The organism is Chryseobacterium suipulveris (assembly GCF_022811685.1).
GTDB lineage: Bacteria > Bacteroidota > Bacteroidia > Flavobacteriales > Weeksellaceae > Kaistella > Kaistella suipulveris.
Genome location: NZ_CP094532.1, coordinates 873018 through 892095 on the forward strand (window position 1 = coordinate 873018; position 19078 = coordinate 892095).

The window sequence follows — 19078 nt, forward strand, 5'->3', positions numbered from 1 at the left end:
TGTAAATTTTTGCAAAGATAACGCATCTTCATTTTAATTAAAAGTAAATTAGGCATTAACAAAATATGAACATTTTTTTTGAATTATTCACAAAAATCGATTTTCATGACGAAAATACGCTAAACAGCTGTTTAACTTTTTCTTAATTAATTATAGTCTCCAAATGAGAAAATATTAATTTAGTACCTTGAAAAACAGCTATTTGACAATAATAACACCGATAATATATGACAATTCTCATTAAAAAATAAGAATTTATTAAAAAATTTTAAATGATTGTTTTTTTGATTAAATTGCAACACTTCATTGAGTGAAGTAGTTATGTATTAAATATTAATCCTTAAATTTTATTTTTGTGAGAAACTATACTAAAGTTTTGAAAATTGCTCCCGCCTTTTTACTGGCTGGAACAATGATGCATGCACAAACCAAAGACTCAATTAAGACCGCTGATATTGAGCAGGTTGTATTGATTGGTTACGGTAAGCAGAAGAAAACCGATGTTACGGGTTCTGTTTCTTCTATCTCATCGAAAGATTTCAACGGTGGTGCTACTTCACCTGCGCAGTTAATCCAGGGTAAAACTCCCGGGGTTTCGATTACACAGAACAGTGGTGCGCCGGGTTCTGGTTCTGCGATCAGAATTAGAGGTATCGGTACTTTGAATGGAGAGCAAGCTCCTTTGATCGTAATTGACGGGGTTCCTCAGGATTTCAAAGGGATTTCCGGAGCAGCGGATCCGCTATCACTAATCAACCCGAACGACATCGAGACCTTCGATATCTTGAAAGATGCATCTGCAACCGCAATCTACGGTAACAGAGCTTCGAACGGGGTTATTTTAGTTACGACTAAAAGAGGTTCTGCAGGAAGATTCAAAGTGAATTTTTCAACTTTAGCATCGGTGTCCACAAAAATGGGAAATACTCCTGTGTTGAGCGCTGATGAATTCAGAGATTTCGTGAATGCAAATGCTTCCGATGGCTACAAAGCGAAATTAGGAACTGCAAACACCAATTGGCAAGACCTTATTTACCAGGCAGCTTGGGGAACCGATAACAACGTTGCATTCTCCGGCGGTATAAAAGGATTGCCCTACAGAGTTTCTTTGGGTTATAACGAGCAGAACGGTATCGTAAGAACCAACTCCTTCAGAAGAACATCTGCCGGTTTGACGATGAATCCTAAATTCTGGGACAACCACCTTTCTGTAACCGTTAACGCAAAAGGAACGTTTACCGATAATCAGTTCGCTCCAGGTGGAATTATTGGTGAGGCGACTTACTTTGATCCAACTCAGCCAGTTTATTCAGGAAACAATAAATATGGAGGATACTACGAGTGGATTCTAAATAATGAACTGAACGTTAACGCAAATGCAAACCCACTTGCAAGAATTGCCGCAACAAGAGATATTTCTTCGATCTGGAGAGGTTTGGGAAATATTCAGTTGGACTATAAATTCCATTTCTTGCCTGATCTTCATTTCAATGTGAACGCTGGTTACGATTATAGCAAAGCGAAAGGAACCAAAGATGAAAGTGGGCTTTATAAAACTGCTTTCGCCGATAAAGGAAGACACAGATTTTATACTCAGGAGAAACAGAATAAACTTTTGGAAACTTTCTTGAGCTATGCCAAAACCTTCTCTCAAGTTAATGTAGATTTAGTAGGTGGTTACGCTTACCAGAATTTCTACAGAAGCGAACCTTTCGCACCAACATTCAAAGGGAATGGTGACCAAGATCCAACCACTGGAAGCGATTTTGCAACAAGAAACGTACTGCTTTCATTCTATGGTAGAGGTATTTTCACTATTGCCAACAAGTACATCGTTTCCGCATCGATCAGACGAGATGGTTCTTCCAGATTCTACAACGGTACTACCGACAACTTGTGGGGTAACTTCCCAGGAGTTTCAGTTGCTTGGAAAATAAACGAGGAAAGCTTCCTGAAAGGAAAAGGAATCAATACTTTGAAATTGAGAGCTGGTTGGGGTAAAACAGGTAACCAGGAAATCGGTACCGGAGACTATCCTGCTTATTCATCGTACAACTACAGTAACGGTGGGGCTCAGTATTTCCTTGGAGACCAGTTCTACCAAATGTACAGACCAAACATCTTCAACCCGAACTTAACTTGGGAAACAACTACTACTAATAACGTAGGTTTGGATTATGGTTTTGCGAAGAACAGAATTTTTGGTTCCATCGACCTTTTCCAAAAAGATGTTGAGAACCTATTGGTTGATTCACCGATTTTTGCAGGAGATGTTACCAACCACAACCTTCTTAACGTAGGTAATATGAAGTCGAACGGTATTGAAGGTTCCATCACCTTTGTTCCGGTAAGAAACGAAAATACCAACTGGGAGGTTTCATTCAACGCGACTCATTACAAATCTGATATTACTAACCTTGTAAACGGTGCAAATGACGCGTACAACATCCCAATCGGAGGAATTACCGGAGGTGTTGGTAACACTGTTCAGGCACATGCGGTTGGACATCAACCATACGCTTTCTATGTATACCAACAAGTTTATGGTAATGATGGGAAACCGCTAAGCGGCGTGTATGTGGACCGAAATGGTGACGGTAGAATTACTGCTGCCGATATGTACTACTACAAATCTACTCAACCGGATGCAATCTTAGGTTTCAACACCAAGTTGAGCTACAAAAACTGGGACGGTGGATTGAGCGCAAGAGCTGTAATCGGGAACTATGTTTATAATAACGCTGCTTCCAACAGTTCACTGCAGTCTGCATCTACCAACGAGTATCTGCAAAACGTTTATTACACAGCTGTGAACAACAAATTTGGAGCGCCACAGTATTTCTCTGACATCTTTGTAGAAAATGCTTCTTTCTTCCGTTTGGATAATATCAATTTAGGTTATAACTTTAAAGATATCCTTTCAGCAGGATCAAGCTTAAGAGTTTACGGTATGGCACAAAACGTACTTGTGGTTACTAAATACACAGGTGTTGACCCTGAAGTTTTCGGAGGAATCGACAACGGTTACTACCAAATGCCGAGAGTATATTCATTAGGATTAAACTTTAATTTTTAATAAAGAAAAAAATGAAATCATATAAAACAAGATTTAGAACACTTATTGCCGCAGCTTCTGTCGCAATGCTTTTCTCGGCTACATCGTGTATGAAGGATTTGGAACAGACTCCGATTGTAGATGTAACCTCTGAAACGATCTATTCGAACTTTGCCAACTATCCTAATGCCCTCGCAAAACTCTACGGAGGATTCGCCCACGGTGGACAGGACGGTGGTGGTGGAAACCCTGACATTTCTGGGATCGATGCCAACTTCTCACAATACACAAGACAACTTTTCACTTTGCAGGTTTTGCCTACAGATGAAGCGGTAATCGCGTGGAATGACGGATCACTTCAGACCATCCACAAAATGAACTGGGATTCTTCCAGCGAATTTGTGAGTGCTTTCTATTATAGAATTTTTACTGAAATTGCATTTTGTAACGACTTCATCAGAAATACAACCGATGAAAAGTTGGCAGCCAACAATATTACTGGCGACAACCTTACTCAGGCAAAATACATGAGAGCAGAGGCAAGATTCCTTAGAGCATTGGCTTATTATCATGCACTCGATATGTTTGGAAACGTTCCGTTTGTAACTGAAGACAATATGCCGGTAGGTTCTACAAACCCTCCTCCAAGGATTACAAGACCTGAACTTTACAAATTTGTAGAAGCTGAGCTTCTTGCCGTTGCCGGTCAATTGAAAGCACCTCGTGCTGCAGGTTACGGTAGAGCTGATCAGGCAGCAGCTTGGACGCTCCTTGCAAGACTTTATTTGAATGCTGGAGTTTATACAGGTACAGCGCAGTATGCTAAAGTAATTGAATATACCAATAAAGTAATTGCTGCTGGATACGGACTAAAATCAAAATATGCAGATTTATTCTTAGCGGATAATCACCTTAATAACCCGGAAGTAATTTTCCCAATTGTATTTGATGGAATAAAAGCGCGTACTTTCGGTGGTACAACCTACCTGGTTCATGCTGCGGTAGGAGGTACCATGAAAGCTAAGGATTTCGGAATAAATGGTGGTTGGTCTGGCCTTAGAACTACCAAAGCTTACGTAAATCTATTTGGAGGAGCAGGAACCAACGATCAGAGAGGAAATTTCTATACCGAAAAACAATCGCTAGAAATTGAAGATTTGGGCAACTTTGGACACGGTTATGCTTTTGTGAAATTTAAAAATATAACAAGTACCGGTGCAGAAGGTTCAGACGGACCGACAAATGGTTCAGGTGATTTTGTAGATACAGATATCCCATTGTTCAGATTAGCAGATGTTTACTTAATGTATGCAGAAGCTACTCTTAGAGGAGGAGGTGGTGATACTGGAACCGCTTTGGGCTACATTAATGATTTAAGGGCAAGAGCAGGAGCAAATCCAGTCGCTTCCATCAACCTTAATTTTATCCTTGACGAGAGAGGAAGAGAACTTGGTTGGGAGATGACAAGAAGAACCGACCTAATACGTTACGGTAAATTTACCACAGCCAGTTATTTATGGCCTTGGAAAGGTGGGGTTAAGAACGGACAAGCTGTCGAGGATTACAGAAACCTGTACCCGATCCCAGCGAAAGATATTATTGCGAATCCAAACCTGGTACAAAATCCTGGTTATTAATTTTCAAACTTAAATGAATCATAATACAATGAAAAATAATCATATTTATAAGGCAATATTTGCGCTCCTGATTATCTTTGGCTTGACTTCATGTGATAACAGGGAACTCATTCAGGTTGAAAACACAGCGGCGCCGATAGCGGTAAATCTGTCTGACGAACACATTTTTCTTGATAAGAACTATCCGGATAACCCTGCACTAACGGTAAGTTGGTCACAAGCAACCTATTCGGTTCCTGTAGAGGTAAATTATAAGATTGAGGCATCAAAAACTGCCGACTTTAAGGATTCTGTTTATACGATGGGAACTGTTTCTCAATCAGTTAAAACAGCGACTTTTACAGTTAATCAAGTTAATACCGCCGCGCAAACAATCGGTTTGGAAAAAGATGTTGAAGGAAAAATGTACATCCGTGTAACTTCTTACCTGGGATCCAACGCTATTGCTGCGGTTTCGAACGTGACTTCTGTGATGGTGACTCCGTATGCACTCACTTATCCTGACTTCTTTTTGGTTGGTGCAGCTACTTATGTTGGATGGGATTCCGGAACTGCGCAGATACTTTATAAAAAAGACAGCAAGTCCTACATCTACACTTATATGCAGCCGGATAATTTCAGATTCCTCGGTCAGCAAGCTTGGGGTCCAAATAACTACAGCATTGATACTCCGGCAACACAGGAGGCAAATAGATATTTCCTTCAAACCTCTCCAAATATTGTATTTGGTGATGTTGAAAACATGAAATTTACTGATCCTGCAGGAATCTATCTCCTGGAAATTGATGCCGACGGAACCAAGAAGTCCCTTACTGCAACAGCATCTTCTCAAGGTTTTGATTATCCTAACCTTTACCTGGTAGGAACTCCTAACGGATGGAGCGATGCAAACGCTATGGAAATGACCAAAGTGGATACAGGAGTTTTTGAAATTACCTTGAACCTTGATGCCAATGCAGAATTTAAGTTCATAGGCCAAAAATCCTGGAACGGTCTTGAATGGGGACATATCCTAAAAGACAATAACGGTGATTCCGGATTTATCGGGCCAAAAGGTGACAATTCCAATATCGTTTATAGTGGTGCAGCTGGATCTCATAAGATTACAGTGAACCTTAAAGCAGGAATCTATACAATCGAATAACATTAAGCAGATATACAATGAAAAATATATTTAAAATATTAGTGGTATTGATCTTACCATTGCTTTTGATCAACTCGTGTAGAGATGATGCCGACAAAAACTGGACGAGTCCAGAAGCTTCAATCCACCTGTACAACACTACATTAAGCAGCAACACTCTCTATCCAACGATGGATAACAACACCTTCCGTCTTGTTTGGGATCCAGTTGCCAGTGCTACAGGTAATTACACAGTGCAGTTTTCGAAAACTGCAGACTTCAAGACCCCGATCGTTTTCGGAACTTCAACCAACAATACTTTGGTAAAAAGTATCAGTGAGCTGAACACTGCTTTATTGCAGGCAGGATATTCTCCGTATGCTCAAACCATGCTTTACATCAGAGTAATCAATGGCAATCAGGTTTCTAATGTAATTTCATTAGGTGTAACACCATATCCTGTATCGATTCCTGTAATTACCAATCCAACTGCTGGTCAATCTTTCGTACTGGATGCAGCAAATCCGACCGCAACGATTACCACTGTTAAATGGACTGATTATGATTATGGAACAGCTGCTCATTACACGTTAGAAATTGCAAAAAGCGGAACGACCAACTTTATTACATTGGCAACAGTAGATAACGCTAAAGAGCTCGAAATCTCTAACTTTACCATGAATGATGCAGCATCTAAACTGGATCTTCCTGTTGGAGTTGCAGCAAATGTTGACATAAAAGTTACTGTAAAAACTGAAACTGCAGGTGGTATTATTACCAAGACTTCAGATATTGTGACATTCAGCATTACCCCTTATCAACCTGCTTATGTTGACTTCTACCTTGTTGGTGGCGGAACTGCTGTGGGCTGGAGTGCTTCTGGAGCACAGATCCTGAAAAACAATCAGAATATTTCAGAAATCTATACTTACCTGACTAATAATGGTGAGTTCAGATTCCTGGGACAGCAAGAATGGAACCCAATCAACTACAGTCTAAATGCGCCTGGAATCAGAGATAGCTACAAGTATTTCAAAACCTGGTCAAATAACCTGACTGTTGGTGGTGGCGACGAAAACATCATGTTCACCGGTGATTCTGGAGTTTATAAAGTTGTTATTGACCAAAACACTAAGAACATCACTGTTACTGCGTCTTCAATTCCGACACTTCCTACCGACCTGTACCTTGTTGGTTCGATTAACGGTTGGGATGCTACAAATGCAATCCCAATGACACAGATTAATGACGGTCTTTACGAACACGTAATCGCACTTCCAGACGGAGCTGCATTCAAGTTCATCGGTCAGCAATCATGGGGTGACCTCGATTGGGGAAATATCCACGGTCAAGGAAACACAGGGTTTGTTGGTCCAAAAGGTGACAATGGTGACATCAAGTTTGACGGAGGTGGCTCTATGTACAAGATTACCGCTAACATCAAATTAGGTACTTACACGATCACTCCTCAATAATTAGGAGGTTGTTTTAACAAAAAACTGTTGCTTTTTAGCAGCAGTTTTTTTATTTTTAATGTTTGAAATTAATTAGAGCTGATGAGAAATTTAAAAATATCCGCAATCTTCCTGTTGATGGGAACTTTTGCACTCAATGCACAGTCATTGAAATCTCCCGACGGAAAATTTGAAATGAACTTTCAACTGAAATCCGGTGTGCCTTTCTATAATTTAAAATACCAGGGGAAAACCGTAGTCGAAGATTCCAAACTCGGGCTTCGTTTGCTGAAGGACAATACCATCAGTTTTGGGACCGATATTAAGAATAATGAAGGGAAAAACCTGAATGCAGATTTTGTAAAAACCGACGAAAAGAGGGATTCTAAAAACGAAAGCTGGGCACCAATTTTAGGGGAGAAAAAAGAGTACATTAATAATTACAATGAACTTGCAGTTACGCTCAATCAGCCGAAAGAAGACCGAAGCATCATCATTAAATTCCGTTTGTTCAACGACGGTTTGGGATTCCGTTACGAATTTCCGCAACAGAAAAACCTGAACTATTTCGTGATTAAAGAAGAAGATACCGAGTTCGACCTTCCTTCCGACCACAAAGCATTCTGGATTGCCGGAGATTACGACACTCAGGAATATCAACCGCAAACGACCAATATTTCTGAAATCCCACAACGATGGGCAACAAGTTTCGATGGAAATGCTTCTCAAACCCCGATTCCAAATGCGGTTCAATCACCATTAATGCTGAAAAGAAATTCGGACAATCTCTATGTCAATATCGCGGAAGCAGCAGTTCTGGAATACCCTGCCTCAAATTTGGAAGTAGATGCAGTTAATTTTAAATTTAAAACCCATTTAACTCCCGATGCACAAGGAGCAAAAGGATATATTCAAACTCCTGCAGTTTCGCCGTGGAGAACGATTATCGCTTCACCAAAAGCTGAGGAAGTTCTCGCTTCTAAAATGCTTTTCAACCTTAATGAACCCACAAAATACAAGGACACTTCCTGGATTAAACCCACGAAATATATCGGAGTTTGGTGGCAGATGTTTGTTCCTGGTCGCGGAAGCTGGAACTACGCCGATGTCGATAATGTGAAACTTGGCGTAACCGATTACACCAAACTTACCCCAAATAAAACGCACGCCGCCAACAACGAAAATGTGAAAAAACATATCGATTTTGCGGCAAAACACGGTTTCGATGCAGTTCTGGTAGAAGGATGGAACGAAGGTTGGGAAGACTGGTTCGGAAAATCTAAGGAATATGTTTTCGATTTTGTAACGCCATATCCGGATTTCGATATCAAAATGCTGAATGATTATGCCCACTCCAAAGGTGTCAGATTGATGATGCACCACGAAACTTCGGCGTCCGCAACTAACTACGAACGCTGGATGGAAAAAGCATTTCAGCTGATGAATAAATATGGTTACAATGCTGCGAAGACAGGTTATGTTGGCAATATTATTCCGCGCGGCGAACACCATTACTCACAGTGGATGATCAACCACTACATCCGTGTTGCCGAAAAAGCCGCCGAATACAAAATCATGATTAACTCCCACGAATCAGTTCGTCCCAGCGGACAAAGCCGTACCTATCCAAACTGGATTGCCGCCGAAGCTGCACGTGGTACAGAATTCGAAGTTTTTGGCGGTAATAATCCTGATCATACCACAATTCTTCCTTTCACAAGATTAATGGGCGGTCCGATGGATTACACTCCCGGAATATTCCAAACTCAAATCAATTACTACGACAAAAACGACAAACGTTTTGTGAAAACTACTTTGGCGAAACAGTTGGCGCTGTATGTTACGATGTATTCCCCACTCCAAATGGCGGCAGATTTGCCTGAAAATTACGAAAAACATTTGGACGCTTTTCAGTTCATTAAAGATGTAGCCGTTGATTGGGACGACACGGAAATTCTTTCGGCAGAACCTGGAGATTACATTCACATCGCAAGAAAAGCCAAAGGAAAAGACGAATGGTATGTTGGCGGAATTACCGATGAAAATGCGAGAAATTTTGTTGTGGACTTCTCATTCCTTCCAAAAAGTAAAAAATACGAAGCCACCATTTATGAGGACGGAAAAGCCGCCGATTACATCAACAATCCGCAGAGTTACAATATTTATAAGAAAACGGTAACCAACAAAACCAAAATTCCTGTGAAATTGGCAAGAAGCGGTGGTTACGCGATTTCGGTGAAAGAATCAAAATGATTATCTTACTAAACCTCATAGGTTTTGGAAACCTATGAGGTTTAGTAATTTTGCATAAAAAAGATGATTCTCCAAAAACCAATTCACGACGATTTTGAATTTGAACAGATTTACCATTTGTTCACGAGAGTCAGCGGAAATGAATTGATTTTCCGCAAGGAGGGAAGTTATCTTTATTTTCTAGACCAAATCAGTAAATACCTTCTGCCTATAATGGATATCTACGCTTATTGTCTAGTTCCGCAAAGATTCAGTCTTCTGATTTGTTTTCGTTCGCAAGCGGAAATTTGCCGAAACTTGAATATCGAAATGAAAGACCTGTCAAAAAATGAAAAGCATAAATTTTTGATGCAGCCTATCAGCAATCTTCTCAATTCTTATGCGAAAGCGTACAACAAAATGTTTCAGCGAAAAGGTGCTTTGTTTGTAGATTTTATAAAAAGAGAAAAGTTTGATGACGAAGAATGGTTAAAGGAAGTGTATAAGAATATTCACCAGATTCCTGTTCACAGTCAGGCAGTAAATGACATTTCTGAATGGAAATACTCTTCGTACAAAAGTTATCTTGACGTTTCAAAACCTTCAAAAATCAACAGAAACTTTATGCTTGGGTTTTTTGAGAACCAAAATGATTTTATTGAATTTCATAAAAAATAATTGAACTTATCTAAACCTTATAGGTTTCAAAAACCTATAAGGTTTCCCCCAAAACAATGAAAAAATATCTGCTCTTCCTGCTTATCCCTCTGTTTTCATTCGCCCAAATCCAAAAAGTAGAACCCGCTTTTTGGTGGAAAGGAATGAAAAACCCGGAACTTCAGATTCTGGTTTATGGAAAGAACATTGCCAACCAAAATATTGAACTTTCGGACGGAGTTCAGATTAAAAATTTAACGACAGTTGAAAACCCAAATTATGTTTTCATCACCGTGAATACGAACGAAATCAACGCTTCAAAATTCAAAATCAATCTGAAAAACGGAAAAAAACTCATCAGTTCCTACAACTACGAACTGAGACAGAGAAATCACGGATCTGCAGAACGAAATTCATTTTCTTCCAAAGATGTGATTTACCTGATCATGCCCGACAGATTTGCGAACGGCGATGAATCCAACGATTCCAAACCCAATCTGACCGAGAAAGCCAACAGAAATCTGCCAAGCGGAAGACACGGCGGAGATTTGCGCGGTATCATCAAAAATTTGGATTATTTACAGAATTTGGGTGTAACAGCACTTTGGCTAACTCCTGCAAACGAGGACAACGAGAAACAGACTTCTTATCACGGCTATGCGCAAACCGATTTGTACAAAATCGATGGCAGATACGGAACCAACGACGAATATCTGGAACTTTCCCGCGAACTGCAAAAACGAGGAATGATGCTCATTCAGGATTATGTAACGAATCACTGGGGAATTTCTCACTGGCTGATTCAGGATTTACCAACCAAAGACTGGATTCATCAGTTCAAGGACGGAGAAGGAAAATACGGTTTCAAACGTTCCAATTACCGCACGACTTCACAATTCGACAAAAACGTTTCGGATGTCGATAAAAAAGAAGCGCTCAACGGCTGGTTCGATACAACGATGCCCGATTTGAATCAGAGCAATCCTTTAGTTTTAAAATATTTAACCCAAAACGCAATCTGGTGGATTGAATTTGCAGAACTGGGCGGACTTCGTGTCGACACCTATCCTTACAACGACAAAGAAGGAATGGCAAAATGGGCAAAAGCGATTACCGACGAGTATCCGAATTTCAATATCGTGGGTGAAGCGTGGATGTATCAACCTGCGCATATCGCGTACTGGCAAAAGGATTCCAAAATTGCAGCAATCGAGGGTTACAATTCTTATTTGCCTTCAGTGATGGATTTTACACTGTATTCTGATTTGCCGAATGCCTTGAAAGAGCCAGAAAGTTGGGACAAAGGGATGATCAAAATCTACAATGCTTTAGGCAGCGATTTTCTTTATCCTGACATTAACAATATTTTGGTATTCTTTGAAAACCACGATACAGAAAGGTTTAACGAGATTTTCAATGCTGATCCCAATTCTTACAAATTGGCTTTGACTTTAATTTCCACTATTCGCGGAATTCCACAAATCTATTACGGTTCCGAAATCGGAATGCGCGGCGAAAAATCTAAAGGAGATGCCGATATCCGAAGAGATTTTCCAGGTGGTTGGAAAGGGGATCAACAAAACGCATTTAATCCAGAAACAAGAACAAAAGAGCAACGGGAATATTACGATTTTACCCAAAAAGTTCTAAACTGGCGAAAGGGAAAAGAAGTCATCCACACCGGAAAAACAACGCATTACGCACCGAAAGAAAGTGTTTACGTTTATTTCCGTTACAATGACAAAGAAAAAGTAATGGTGATATTAAACAATAATGAAAAATTGCAAACACTGGATTTAAGCCGCTTCTCAGAAAGTTTAAATGGAATTTCTGAGGGTAAAGAGGTAATCACCGGAAAAGAATATCAGATCAATTCTCAAAATAAATTGACCGTTGAACCAAAAACTTCATTAATTTTAGAATTAAATTGAAAATGACCTCGGAGATTTTTGCGTTAAGAAAACCAAGTTTCGCTGATTCCATTAAAAACAAATAAATTAATGAAGCAAATTTGAAGTTATTTTCGTTAAGAAATTTCCACTGTTCGAGTGGCGGCAATAGTTTTTTTAATCAACAAACTTTTCTTACCGCCCGAATTTTGGAAATTTTAGAAAATAAATTCAAATTTTAGCAAAAAGATCCATTTATGAAAAAACTCTTTTTATTATTTTTCGTGGTGTTTGTAACATTCTCAAACGCCCAAACCAAGGGCTTCTACGAAAATGTACAAAAGAAAAATGTCTCCAAAGTTTTGGATGATCTGAACACTTTCGCTGCCAATGCCGACTTCAAAAATTATTTCAGCTTATACGCAGAAGAATCCACTTTCACTGGAACCGACGCCACTGAAGTTTGGAACAAAAAAGAATTTATGGACTATGCAAAACCGCATTTCGACAAAGGCAAAGCGTGGAGTTTTAAATCTTTAAAAAGAAACATTACCTTCAGTAAAGACGGAAAATACGCATGGTTCGATGAATTGCTGGAAACCCAAATGAAAATCTGCCGCGGTTCCGGCGTTCTTGAAAAAATCGGCAACACCTGGAAAATCCGTCAATATGTTCTTTCAATGACGGTTCCTAATGAAAACTCCAATGAAGTCATCAAAATAAAATCACCAATTGAAAATGCACTTCTTCAAAAATTGAAACAATAACGGAAACCCTGCAACTTGCACCAATTGCAACCTGCACCAATTTGTAACACGAAACTTGAAACACGAAACTCGAAACAAAAAAAATAAACTATGGCAAAAAAAATAAAACCCAATCTTTCCCTCGCTCAGATCATCAATATGAGTATGGGATTCCTTGGAATCCAGATGGCATTTGGATTACAGAACGGTAATGCGAGTAGAATTCTTCAAAATTTTGGCGCCGATGTGCATCATCTTTCCTGGTTTTGGATAGTGGCGCCACTTACAGGACTTATTGTTCAGCCAATTATTGGACATTTGGGCGACCACACGTGGTCTGAAAAATGGGGCAGACGTAAACCTTACTTCTTGATTGGAGCACTTGCAACCGCAATTGGATTGGCTTTTCTTCCAAACTCAGCGTCTGTGAGTGTTTTTCTTGCGGGTGGAGTTTTGGTATTCGCTGTGCTTTTTCTTGCAATGATGGACGCTTCTATTAATGTGGCGATGGAACCTTTTCGCGCTTTGGTGGGCGATATGTTGCCAAAACATCAAGGAACTATCGGATTTTCGGTGCAGACCATTCTGATTGGAATTGGTGCGGTAATCGGTTCAAATATGCCGGCTTGGCTAACAAAATTGGGCGTTTCCAATGTTGCAGCTGAAGGTTTTGTGCCGGATTCTGTGATTTATTCGTTTTACTTGGGTGCAGCGATTCTTTTGCTCACGATTCTTTATACAGTTTTAACAACCAAAGAATATTCGCCTAAAGATTTTGCAGAATTTTCCGAAGAAGAACCTCATGAAGTAAAACCGCGATTTACTGATATTTTAAAAGATTTTGCAAACATTCCTTCTTTGATGAAAAGTTTGGGCGTCGTGCAGTTTTTCTCCTGGTTTGCATTATTTACGATGTGGGTTTATACGACGAGTTCCATTGCAACCCATCATTTTGGGTTATCGCCTGATGATGCGAAATCGGAGCAGTTCAACAATGCAGGAAATTTAGTGGGTGAACTTTTCGGTTACTACAACCTGTTTTCTATCGGATTTGCATTTCTTTTGATTCCTTTGGCTAAAAAAATAGGGAAAAAGCAGACGCACGCATTGGCTTTATTTGCCGGAGGTTTGGGTTTAATTTCCCTTTATTTCATCAAAGACACTTCACTGCTTTGGATTCCTATGATTGGCGTTGGTTTTGCTTGGGCAAGTATTCTGGCAATGCCTTATGCGATGCTGATTAACGCCCTTCCTTTGAAAAAAATGGGTGTTTATATGGGAATTTTCAATTTCTTTATTGTTCTTCCTCAAATTGTAAACGCTCTGTTTGGTGGACCGATTGTGCATAGCGTTTTCGGAAATTACGCGATTGGATATGTTGTTCTAGGTGGTGTTTCGATGATTATCGCAGGAATCATTTCCTTGACATTGAAAGGAGTAGGGAAAGATGACGATGCTCAACAAAATATTGAGGGAAGTGTGCAGGTAGAAAAATATGCTTAAAATAATTAGAGTTTTAATGTTATTAAATCCGTCGCTATGACGGATTTTTTATCTTTATTCCGTAGGAATAACATCTTTGTAAAGCAATATTATGTACGCAATTGGACATTCCGTAAGAAACTTAACGAAGTGGTTCGACGCAGTCAATGCTATCTTCAAAATTTCACATTAGGAACTTGATTCTATAAAGCGCTTAAAAATCGGCAACGCACTTATTTCAATGTCCTTTGCAGAGGTAAGAATAGTAACGGTTTTATGAGTGTTCAAATTTTTCAGAAAACCATCAGTTTCAGGATTGTCTTTCAATTCTTTTAAATACTTTTTACTGAATTCCTTAAAATCGATTTCATCGGAATGATAGGATTTCCTCAATTCTGTTGAAGGCGAAATTTCTTTTGCCCATAAATCGATATGCGCATTTTCTTTCTTAATTCCTCTTGGCCAAAGTCGGTCGGCAAGAATACGGAATCCGTCGGATTTGTCGGCTTCTTCATAGGTTCGCTTCATTAGGATTTTCATAATGAAATTTTTATTAAAGTTAAGGATTTTTGTTATTGAGAGTACAAATAAAAGGTTTGCGAACGAAATCATATAGCAAAAATGGAAAGTGTTTTATTGAGGTTGCCGCGTCGTTCGTTCCTTACTCCTCGCAAAGACTGTCGTCTATGTTTGGTTTTCCGTTTTTTTTCGAAGCCGAATCGTAACTAGCCCTGGTTGCAACGGAAATCCTTTTGCTTTTCTTTCATATAAGGAAAAGCAAAAGATTGAAGTGAAAAACAGGTTCCCGGCTCCTTGTTTTTAGTGGAAAAAGTTGGAACACTGTTTAGTTGGCCTGCATATTTGTAAACTTCGGTCTTCAGTCTTCAGTCTTTGGACTTCCTCTTCCTTTCTTACCTTATATCAATGTTTTGGGAAGTTGGTCGCGGTATCTTTGCATCATAAATTTAAAATAAAATCACACGATATGACAACAACATTGCATAAAGCAGATACAAGAGGTTACGCAAACCACGGTTGGCTGAAAAGTTTCCATACTTTCAGTTTTGCCAATTATTACAATCCCGAAAGAATGAATTTCGGTGTTTTGCGGGTTTTGAATGATGATACTGTGGAATCGGGAATGGGTTTTGGAACGCATCCGCACCGCGATATGGAAATTATTTCGATTCCGTTGCAGGGCGATTTGGAACACAAAGATTCGATGGGAACTACCGCAGTGATCAGAAAAGGAGAAATCCAGGTGATGAGTGCAGGAACCGGTGTGATGCACAGCGAATACAACAAAAACGCCGAAGAACTGGTAAAATTTCTACAGATTTGGGTGATTCCGAATAAGATGAACGTGACACCAAGATACGACCAGATTTCCATCAAAGAAAATGCGAAACCAAACGATTTCCAACAGATTTTGTCGCCAAGTCCCGATGATGAAGGTGTTTGGATTCATCAGGACGCTTGGTTCAACCTTGCCAATTTCGATAGGGGAGTTTCGAAAGAATATCAACTGAACAAAAAAGGAAACGGAGTTTATGTTTTCGTGCTTTCCGGTAAAGCGAAAATTGGCGACATCGAACTTTCTACTCGGGACGGACTTGGAATTGAAGATACCGACAGTTTTGTTCTTGAGGCACTGGAAAATTCGGAAATTCTGCTGATGGAGATTCCGATGGAATTGTAGTGGTTCAGTGGACAAGTGGTTCAGTGGGTGAGTTGGGAGTGGATCAGTAGTTCAGCAACAATGTGGTCTGCGCAGCAATAGTCAGCTCCGTAGGAGCGGAAAGTAGGGGTTCAGTGGACAAGTGGTTCAGTGGTGCAGGTATAGTTATTTACTATTTTAATAACAAATAACTATACCTTTGCCTCAACCTCAACCTTAAATCTATGAAAATATTAGCGTTTGCCGGCAGCAATTCCGGCGTGTCGATCAATAAACAGTTGGTTACTTTTGCTTCTTCGTTTTTTAATGAAGATGATGTTGAAATTCTTGATCTGAACGATTATGATATGCCGATCTACAAAAACGAAAGAGAAATCGAAAACGGTATCCCGCAATTGGCGCACGATTTTGCGGCAAAAATTGATGGTTCAGACTTGATTCTGCTGTCTTTGGCGGAAAACAACGGCGCATATTCTACCGCTTTCAAAAATGTGTATGATTGGGTTTCGAGGATTAAAGGCAGAAAAACTTTTGGCGACAAAACGGTTTTTCTGATGGCGGCTTCTCCCGGAAGAAGAGGTGGCGCAAGTGTCCTGGATATCGCTTCTAAGAGATTTCCGTTCGATGGAGCAACGGTTTTGGAAACATTCTCATTGCCGTCTTTCTACGAAACTTTTGATGCGGAGAAAGGAATAGTCGATCAAGAGAAACTGGATGAACTAAAAAAGAAAATTGAGATTGTGAAATCAAATTTTGCTTAATTTTTTCTACAGATTTTCACTTTAAAGGGTATGAAAATGCGTGTTTTTCGACACGCTTTTTCTGTTTATTTAATTTAAATTATGCCTTCTTAAAAGAAGCAAAAATCTTCTTAAAAACCATAAACATAGGAATCATCATCAAACCTGCGACGATTCCGTAGAGTGCCTGTTTCAGCATTGCTGGAATATTGGGAAGAAGATGATGCAGGAAGTCAATATTATGATCGAAAATTCCGCCGGCAACCAAAATAAGCGCAACGGTTCCGATCACGCCCAATCCCTTGATGACCCAGGGAAGAGCTTTTACAAGGAATTCGCCTAAGGTTTTCAGAAAACCTTTATTTTTCGATTTTCGAATGAGTCCATAACCGGCATCGTCCATTCTTACGATCAGCGCGACAATTCCGTAAACGCCCACTGTTGCGAGAATCGCGACAATTGATACGGTAATAATCTGTATCGTCAATGATTCCTGAAGTGCCGTTCCCAACGCAATAATCACAATTTCAATCGAAAGGATGAAATCCGTCATGATTGCAGATTTAATTTTTGTTTTTTCAAGATTGGGATCGTCCTGCTTTTCTTCGATTACTTCTTCACCCTTTTTTTGTTTGTGGAAGAGGTATTCGATGATTTTCTCGACTCCTTCATACGCAAGATAAAGTCCACCAAAAACCAAAATAATTTTGATTGCAGGAGGATAAAGCCACTGCAGAAAAAAAGCAATCGGAAGAATAATCAGTTTGTTGATGAATGATCCCTTCATAATCGCAAGTAAAACGGGGATTTCTCTTGATGAAAGAAAACCTGTTGCTTTCTCGGCATTCACGGCAAGATCATCGCCGAGAATTCCGGCAGTCTGTTTGGTCGCGATTTTGGAAGTCACCGCCACATCATCCATCAATGCGGCAATATCGTCGAGGATGGCAAAAAATCCTGAAGCCATAAAGTATCTTTAATTTTGTCAAAAATAACTATTTTCAGATTACCGTAAGTAATACTTGTTGATAATTTGATTTTCAAAATTCACCAAAAATTCGTACTTTCGCACAACTGAATTTTTAGAAAAATGACAACGCAGAAACCATTTTCAGAAAAGGAAAAATTCCAAAATTTTGGAAACGGAACCTGCGCCACAAGATAATAATGAGCCGACGACCGCAAAATCGCCGGCTTTTTTATTGAAAGTTTGGGAGACGGAAGTCGGAAGTCGGAAGTCCGAAGTCCGAAGTCAAAGCGTTACCAAACTTAAAACCGCTTTTCTACTAATTCGCTAAACTTGAAACTTGAAACTTGAAAACTCAAACCTTAAACCTCAAACAGCAAATGAATACTTACAAATCCGCCGGTGTCGATAAAGAAGAGGGATACAAAACCGTTGACAAAATAAAGTCAGCCGTAGCAGAAACCCACAACAAAAATGTGCTTAACAATCTGGGAAGTTTCGGTGCTTTCTATGAAATCGGTGGCTACAGAAATCCTGTTCTGGTTTCCGGAACCGATGGAGTAGGAACAAAATTGAAGGTCGCTTTAGACACCAAAAAATACGATTCCATCGGGATCGACTGTTTCGCGATGTGTGCAAACGACATCGTTTGTCACGGTGCGAAACCGTTGTTTTTCCTCGATTATTTGGCGTGCGGAAAACTCGATGCCGATGTAGCCGCAGAAATTGTGATGGGAATGGTGAAAGCGTGTAAAGATAACGAGTGCGCCTTAATCGGTGGCGAAACCGCGGAAATGCCGGGAATGTATCAACCGGGAGACTACGACGTCGCCGGTTTCTGTGTGGGAATTGTGGAGAAAGACCAGGTCATCGATGGTTCCAAAATCAAGAAAGCAGATAAAATTATCGCTTTGCCAAGTTCCGGATTTCACAGCAACGGATTTTCTTTGGTAAGAAAAATTTTCCCCGATTTCAATGAAGAATTTGAAGGGAAACCAATCCATGAAACATTATTAATTCCTACAAAACTGTATTATCAAGACATCAAAAAACTGATGGATAATGTGGAAATCAGCGGGATTGCCCATATTACAGGTGGCGGTTTGATCGAGAATGTTCCGAGAATTATTCCGAATGGACTTTGTGCAACCATCAATGAAAAGGAAATCAAAGTTCCATCAGTAATGCTCGAACTCGAAAGACGTGGAAATATCGAACGAATGGAAATGCACGGAACGTTCAATATGGGAGTCGGAATGACCGTGGTCGTCGACGAAAAATATGTTGATAAATGCCTCGAATTGATTCCCGACGCTTACATCATCGGCGAAATCACGGAAGGTTCAGAGAAAATAATTTTAGACTAAAAGACCTTGAGAGTGGAGAGTGGAGAGTGGAGATTTTATCTCGTGTCTCGT

The 19078-nt window shown here is 39.8% G+C and carries 14 protein-coding genes; 12 read left to right on the forward strand and 2 right to left on the reverse strand.

The window, feature by feature from the left end:
• Positions 1-355 precede the first annotated feature (355 nt).
• From MTP09_RS04150 to MTP09_RS04190, 9 genes are all read left to right on the forward strand, one after another.
• Positions 356-3076 carry a SusC/RagA family TonB-linked outer membrane protein gene (locus tag MTP09_RS04150; protein ID WP_243550745.1) on the forward strand — a complete coding sequence of 907 codons (2721 nt, stop codon included), beginning with the start codon at positions 356-358 and terminating at the stop codon, positions 3074-3076.
• 11 nt (positions 3077-3087) lie between these two features.
• On the forward strand, positions 3088-4692 hold the full coding sequence (locus tag MTP09_RS04155; RefSeq protein WP_243550746.1) for a RagB/SusD family nutrient uptake outer membrane protein: 1605 nt from the start codon (positions 3088-3090) through the stop codon (positions 4690-4692).
• Between the two features lie 28 nt (positions 4693-4720).
• Positions 4721-5836, forward strand: coding sequence for a SusE domain-containing protein (locus MTP09_RS04160; RefSeq protein ID WP_243550747.1), 1116 nt, complete (start codon positions 4721-4723; stop codon positions 5834-5836).
• Positions 5837-5853: 17 nt separating this feature from the next.
• The gene (locus MTP09_RS04165; protein WP_243550748.1) at positions 5854-7290 is read left to right on the forward strand and encodes a SusE domain-containing protein; all 1437 of its coding nucleotides are present in this window, start codon (positions 5854-5856) and stop codon (positions 7288-7290) included.
• A gap of 81 nt (positions 7291-7371) precedes the next feature.
• Positions 7372-9522 (forward strand): glycoside hydrolase family 97 protein, encoded by a 2151-nt coding sequence (locus tag MTP09_RS04170; RefSeq protein WP_243550749.1) that lies wholly within the window; start codon positions 7372-7374, stop codon positions 9520-9522.
• 63 nt (positions 9523-9585) lie between these two features.
• Positions 9586-10179, forward strand: coding sequence for a transposase (locus tag MTP09_RS04175; RefSeq protein ID WP_243550750.1), 594 nt, complete (start codon positions 9586-9588; stop codon positions 10177-10179).
• A gap of 56 nt (positions 10180-10235) precedes the next feature.
• Positions 10236-12089 (forward strand): glycoside hydrolase family 13 protein, encoded by a 1854-nt coding sequence (locus MTP09_RS04180; RefSeq protein ID WP_243550751.1) that lies wholly within the window; start codon positions 10236-10238, stop codon positions 12087-12089.
• Positions 12090-12304: 215 nt separating this feature from the next.
• On the forward strand, positions 12305-12814 hold the full coding sequence (locus MTP09_RS04185) for a nuclear transport factor 2 family protein (RefSeq protein WP_243550752.1): 510 nt from the start codon (positions 12305-12307) through the stop codon (positions 12812-12814).
• Positions 12815-12904: 90 nt separating this feature from the next.
• Positions 12905-14296: an MFS transporter gene (locus MTP09_RS04190; protein ID WP_243550753.1), complete on the forward strand. Its 1392-nt coding sequence runs from the start codon at positions 12905-12907 to the stop codon at positions 14294-14296.
• Between the two features lie 168 nt (positions 14297-14464).
• Here MTP09_RS04190 and MTP09_RS04195 read toward each other — a convergent pair whose 3' ends face one another.
• Positions 14465-14815 (reverse strand): DUF488 domain-containing protein, encoded by a 351-nt coding sequence (locus tag MTP09_RS04195; RefSeq protein WP_243550754.1) that lies wholly within the window; start codon positions 14813-14815, stop codon positions 14465-14467.
• A gap of 445 nt (positions 14816-15260) precedes the next feature.
• Between MTP09_RS04195 and MTP09_RS04200 the strand changes: the two genes are divergently transcribed.
• The gene (locus tag MTP09_RS04200) at positions 15261-15974 is read left to right on the forward strand and encodes a pirin family protein (protein ID WP_243550755.1); all 714 of its coding nucleotides are present in this window, start codon (positions 15261-15263) and stop codon (positions 15972-15974) included.
• 203 nt (positions 15975-16177) lie between these two features.
• Positions 16178-16714 (forward strand): NADPH-dependent FMN reductase, encoded by a 537-nt coding sequence (locus tag MTP09_RS04205; protein ID WP_243550756.1) that lies wholly within the window; start codon positions 16178-16180, stop codon positions 16712-16714.
• A 79-nt stretch (positions 16715-16793) separates the two neighbouring features.
• Here the strand turns inward: MTP09_RS04205 and MTP09_RS04210 are convergent, their stop codons facing one another.
• On the reverse strand, positions 16794-17660 hold the full coding sequence (locus MTP09_RS04210) for a DUF808 domain-containing protein (protein ID WP_243550757.1): 867 nt from the start codon (positions 17658-17660) through the stop codon (positions 16794-16796).
• A gap of 380 nt (positions 17661-18040) precedes the next feature.
• Here MTP09_RS04210 and purM point away from each other — a divergent pair, with 380 nt between their 5' ends.
• Complete coding sequence (gene purM, locus MTP09_RS04215; protein WP_243550758.1) at positions 18041-19027, forward strand: phosphoribosylformylglycinamidine cyclo-ligase; 987 nt, start codon at positions 18041-18043, stop codon at positions 19025-19027.
• The last annotated feature ends 51 nt before the right edge of the window (positions 19028-19078 follow it).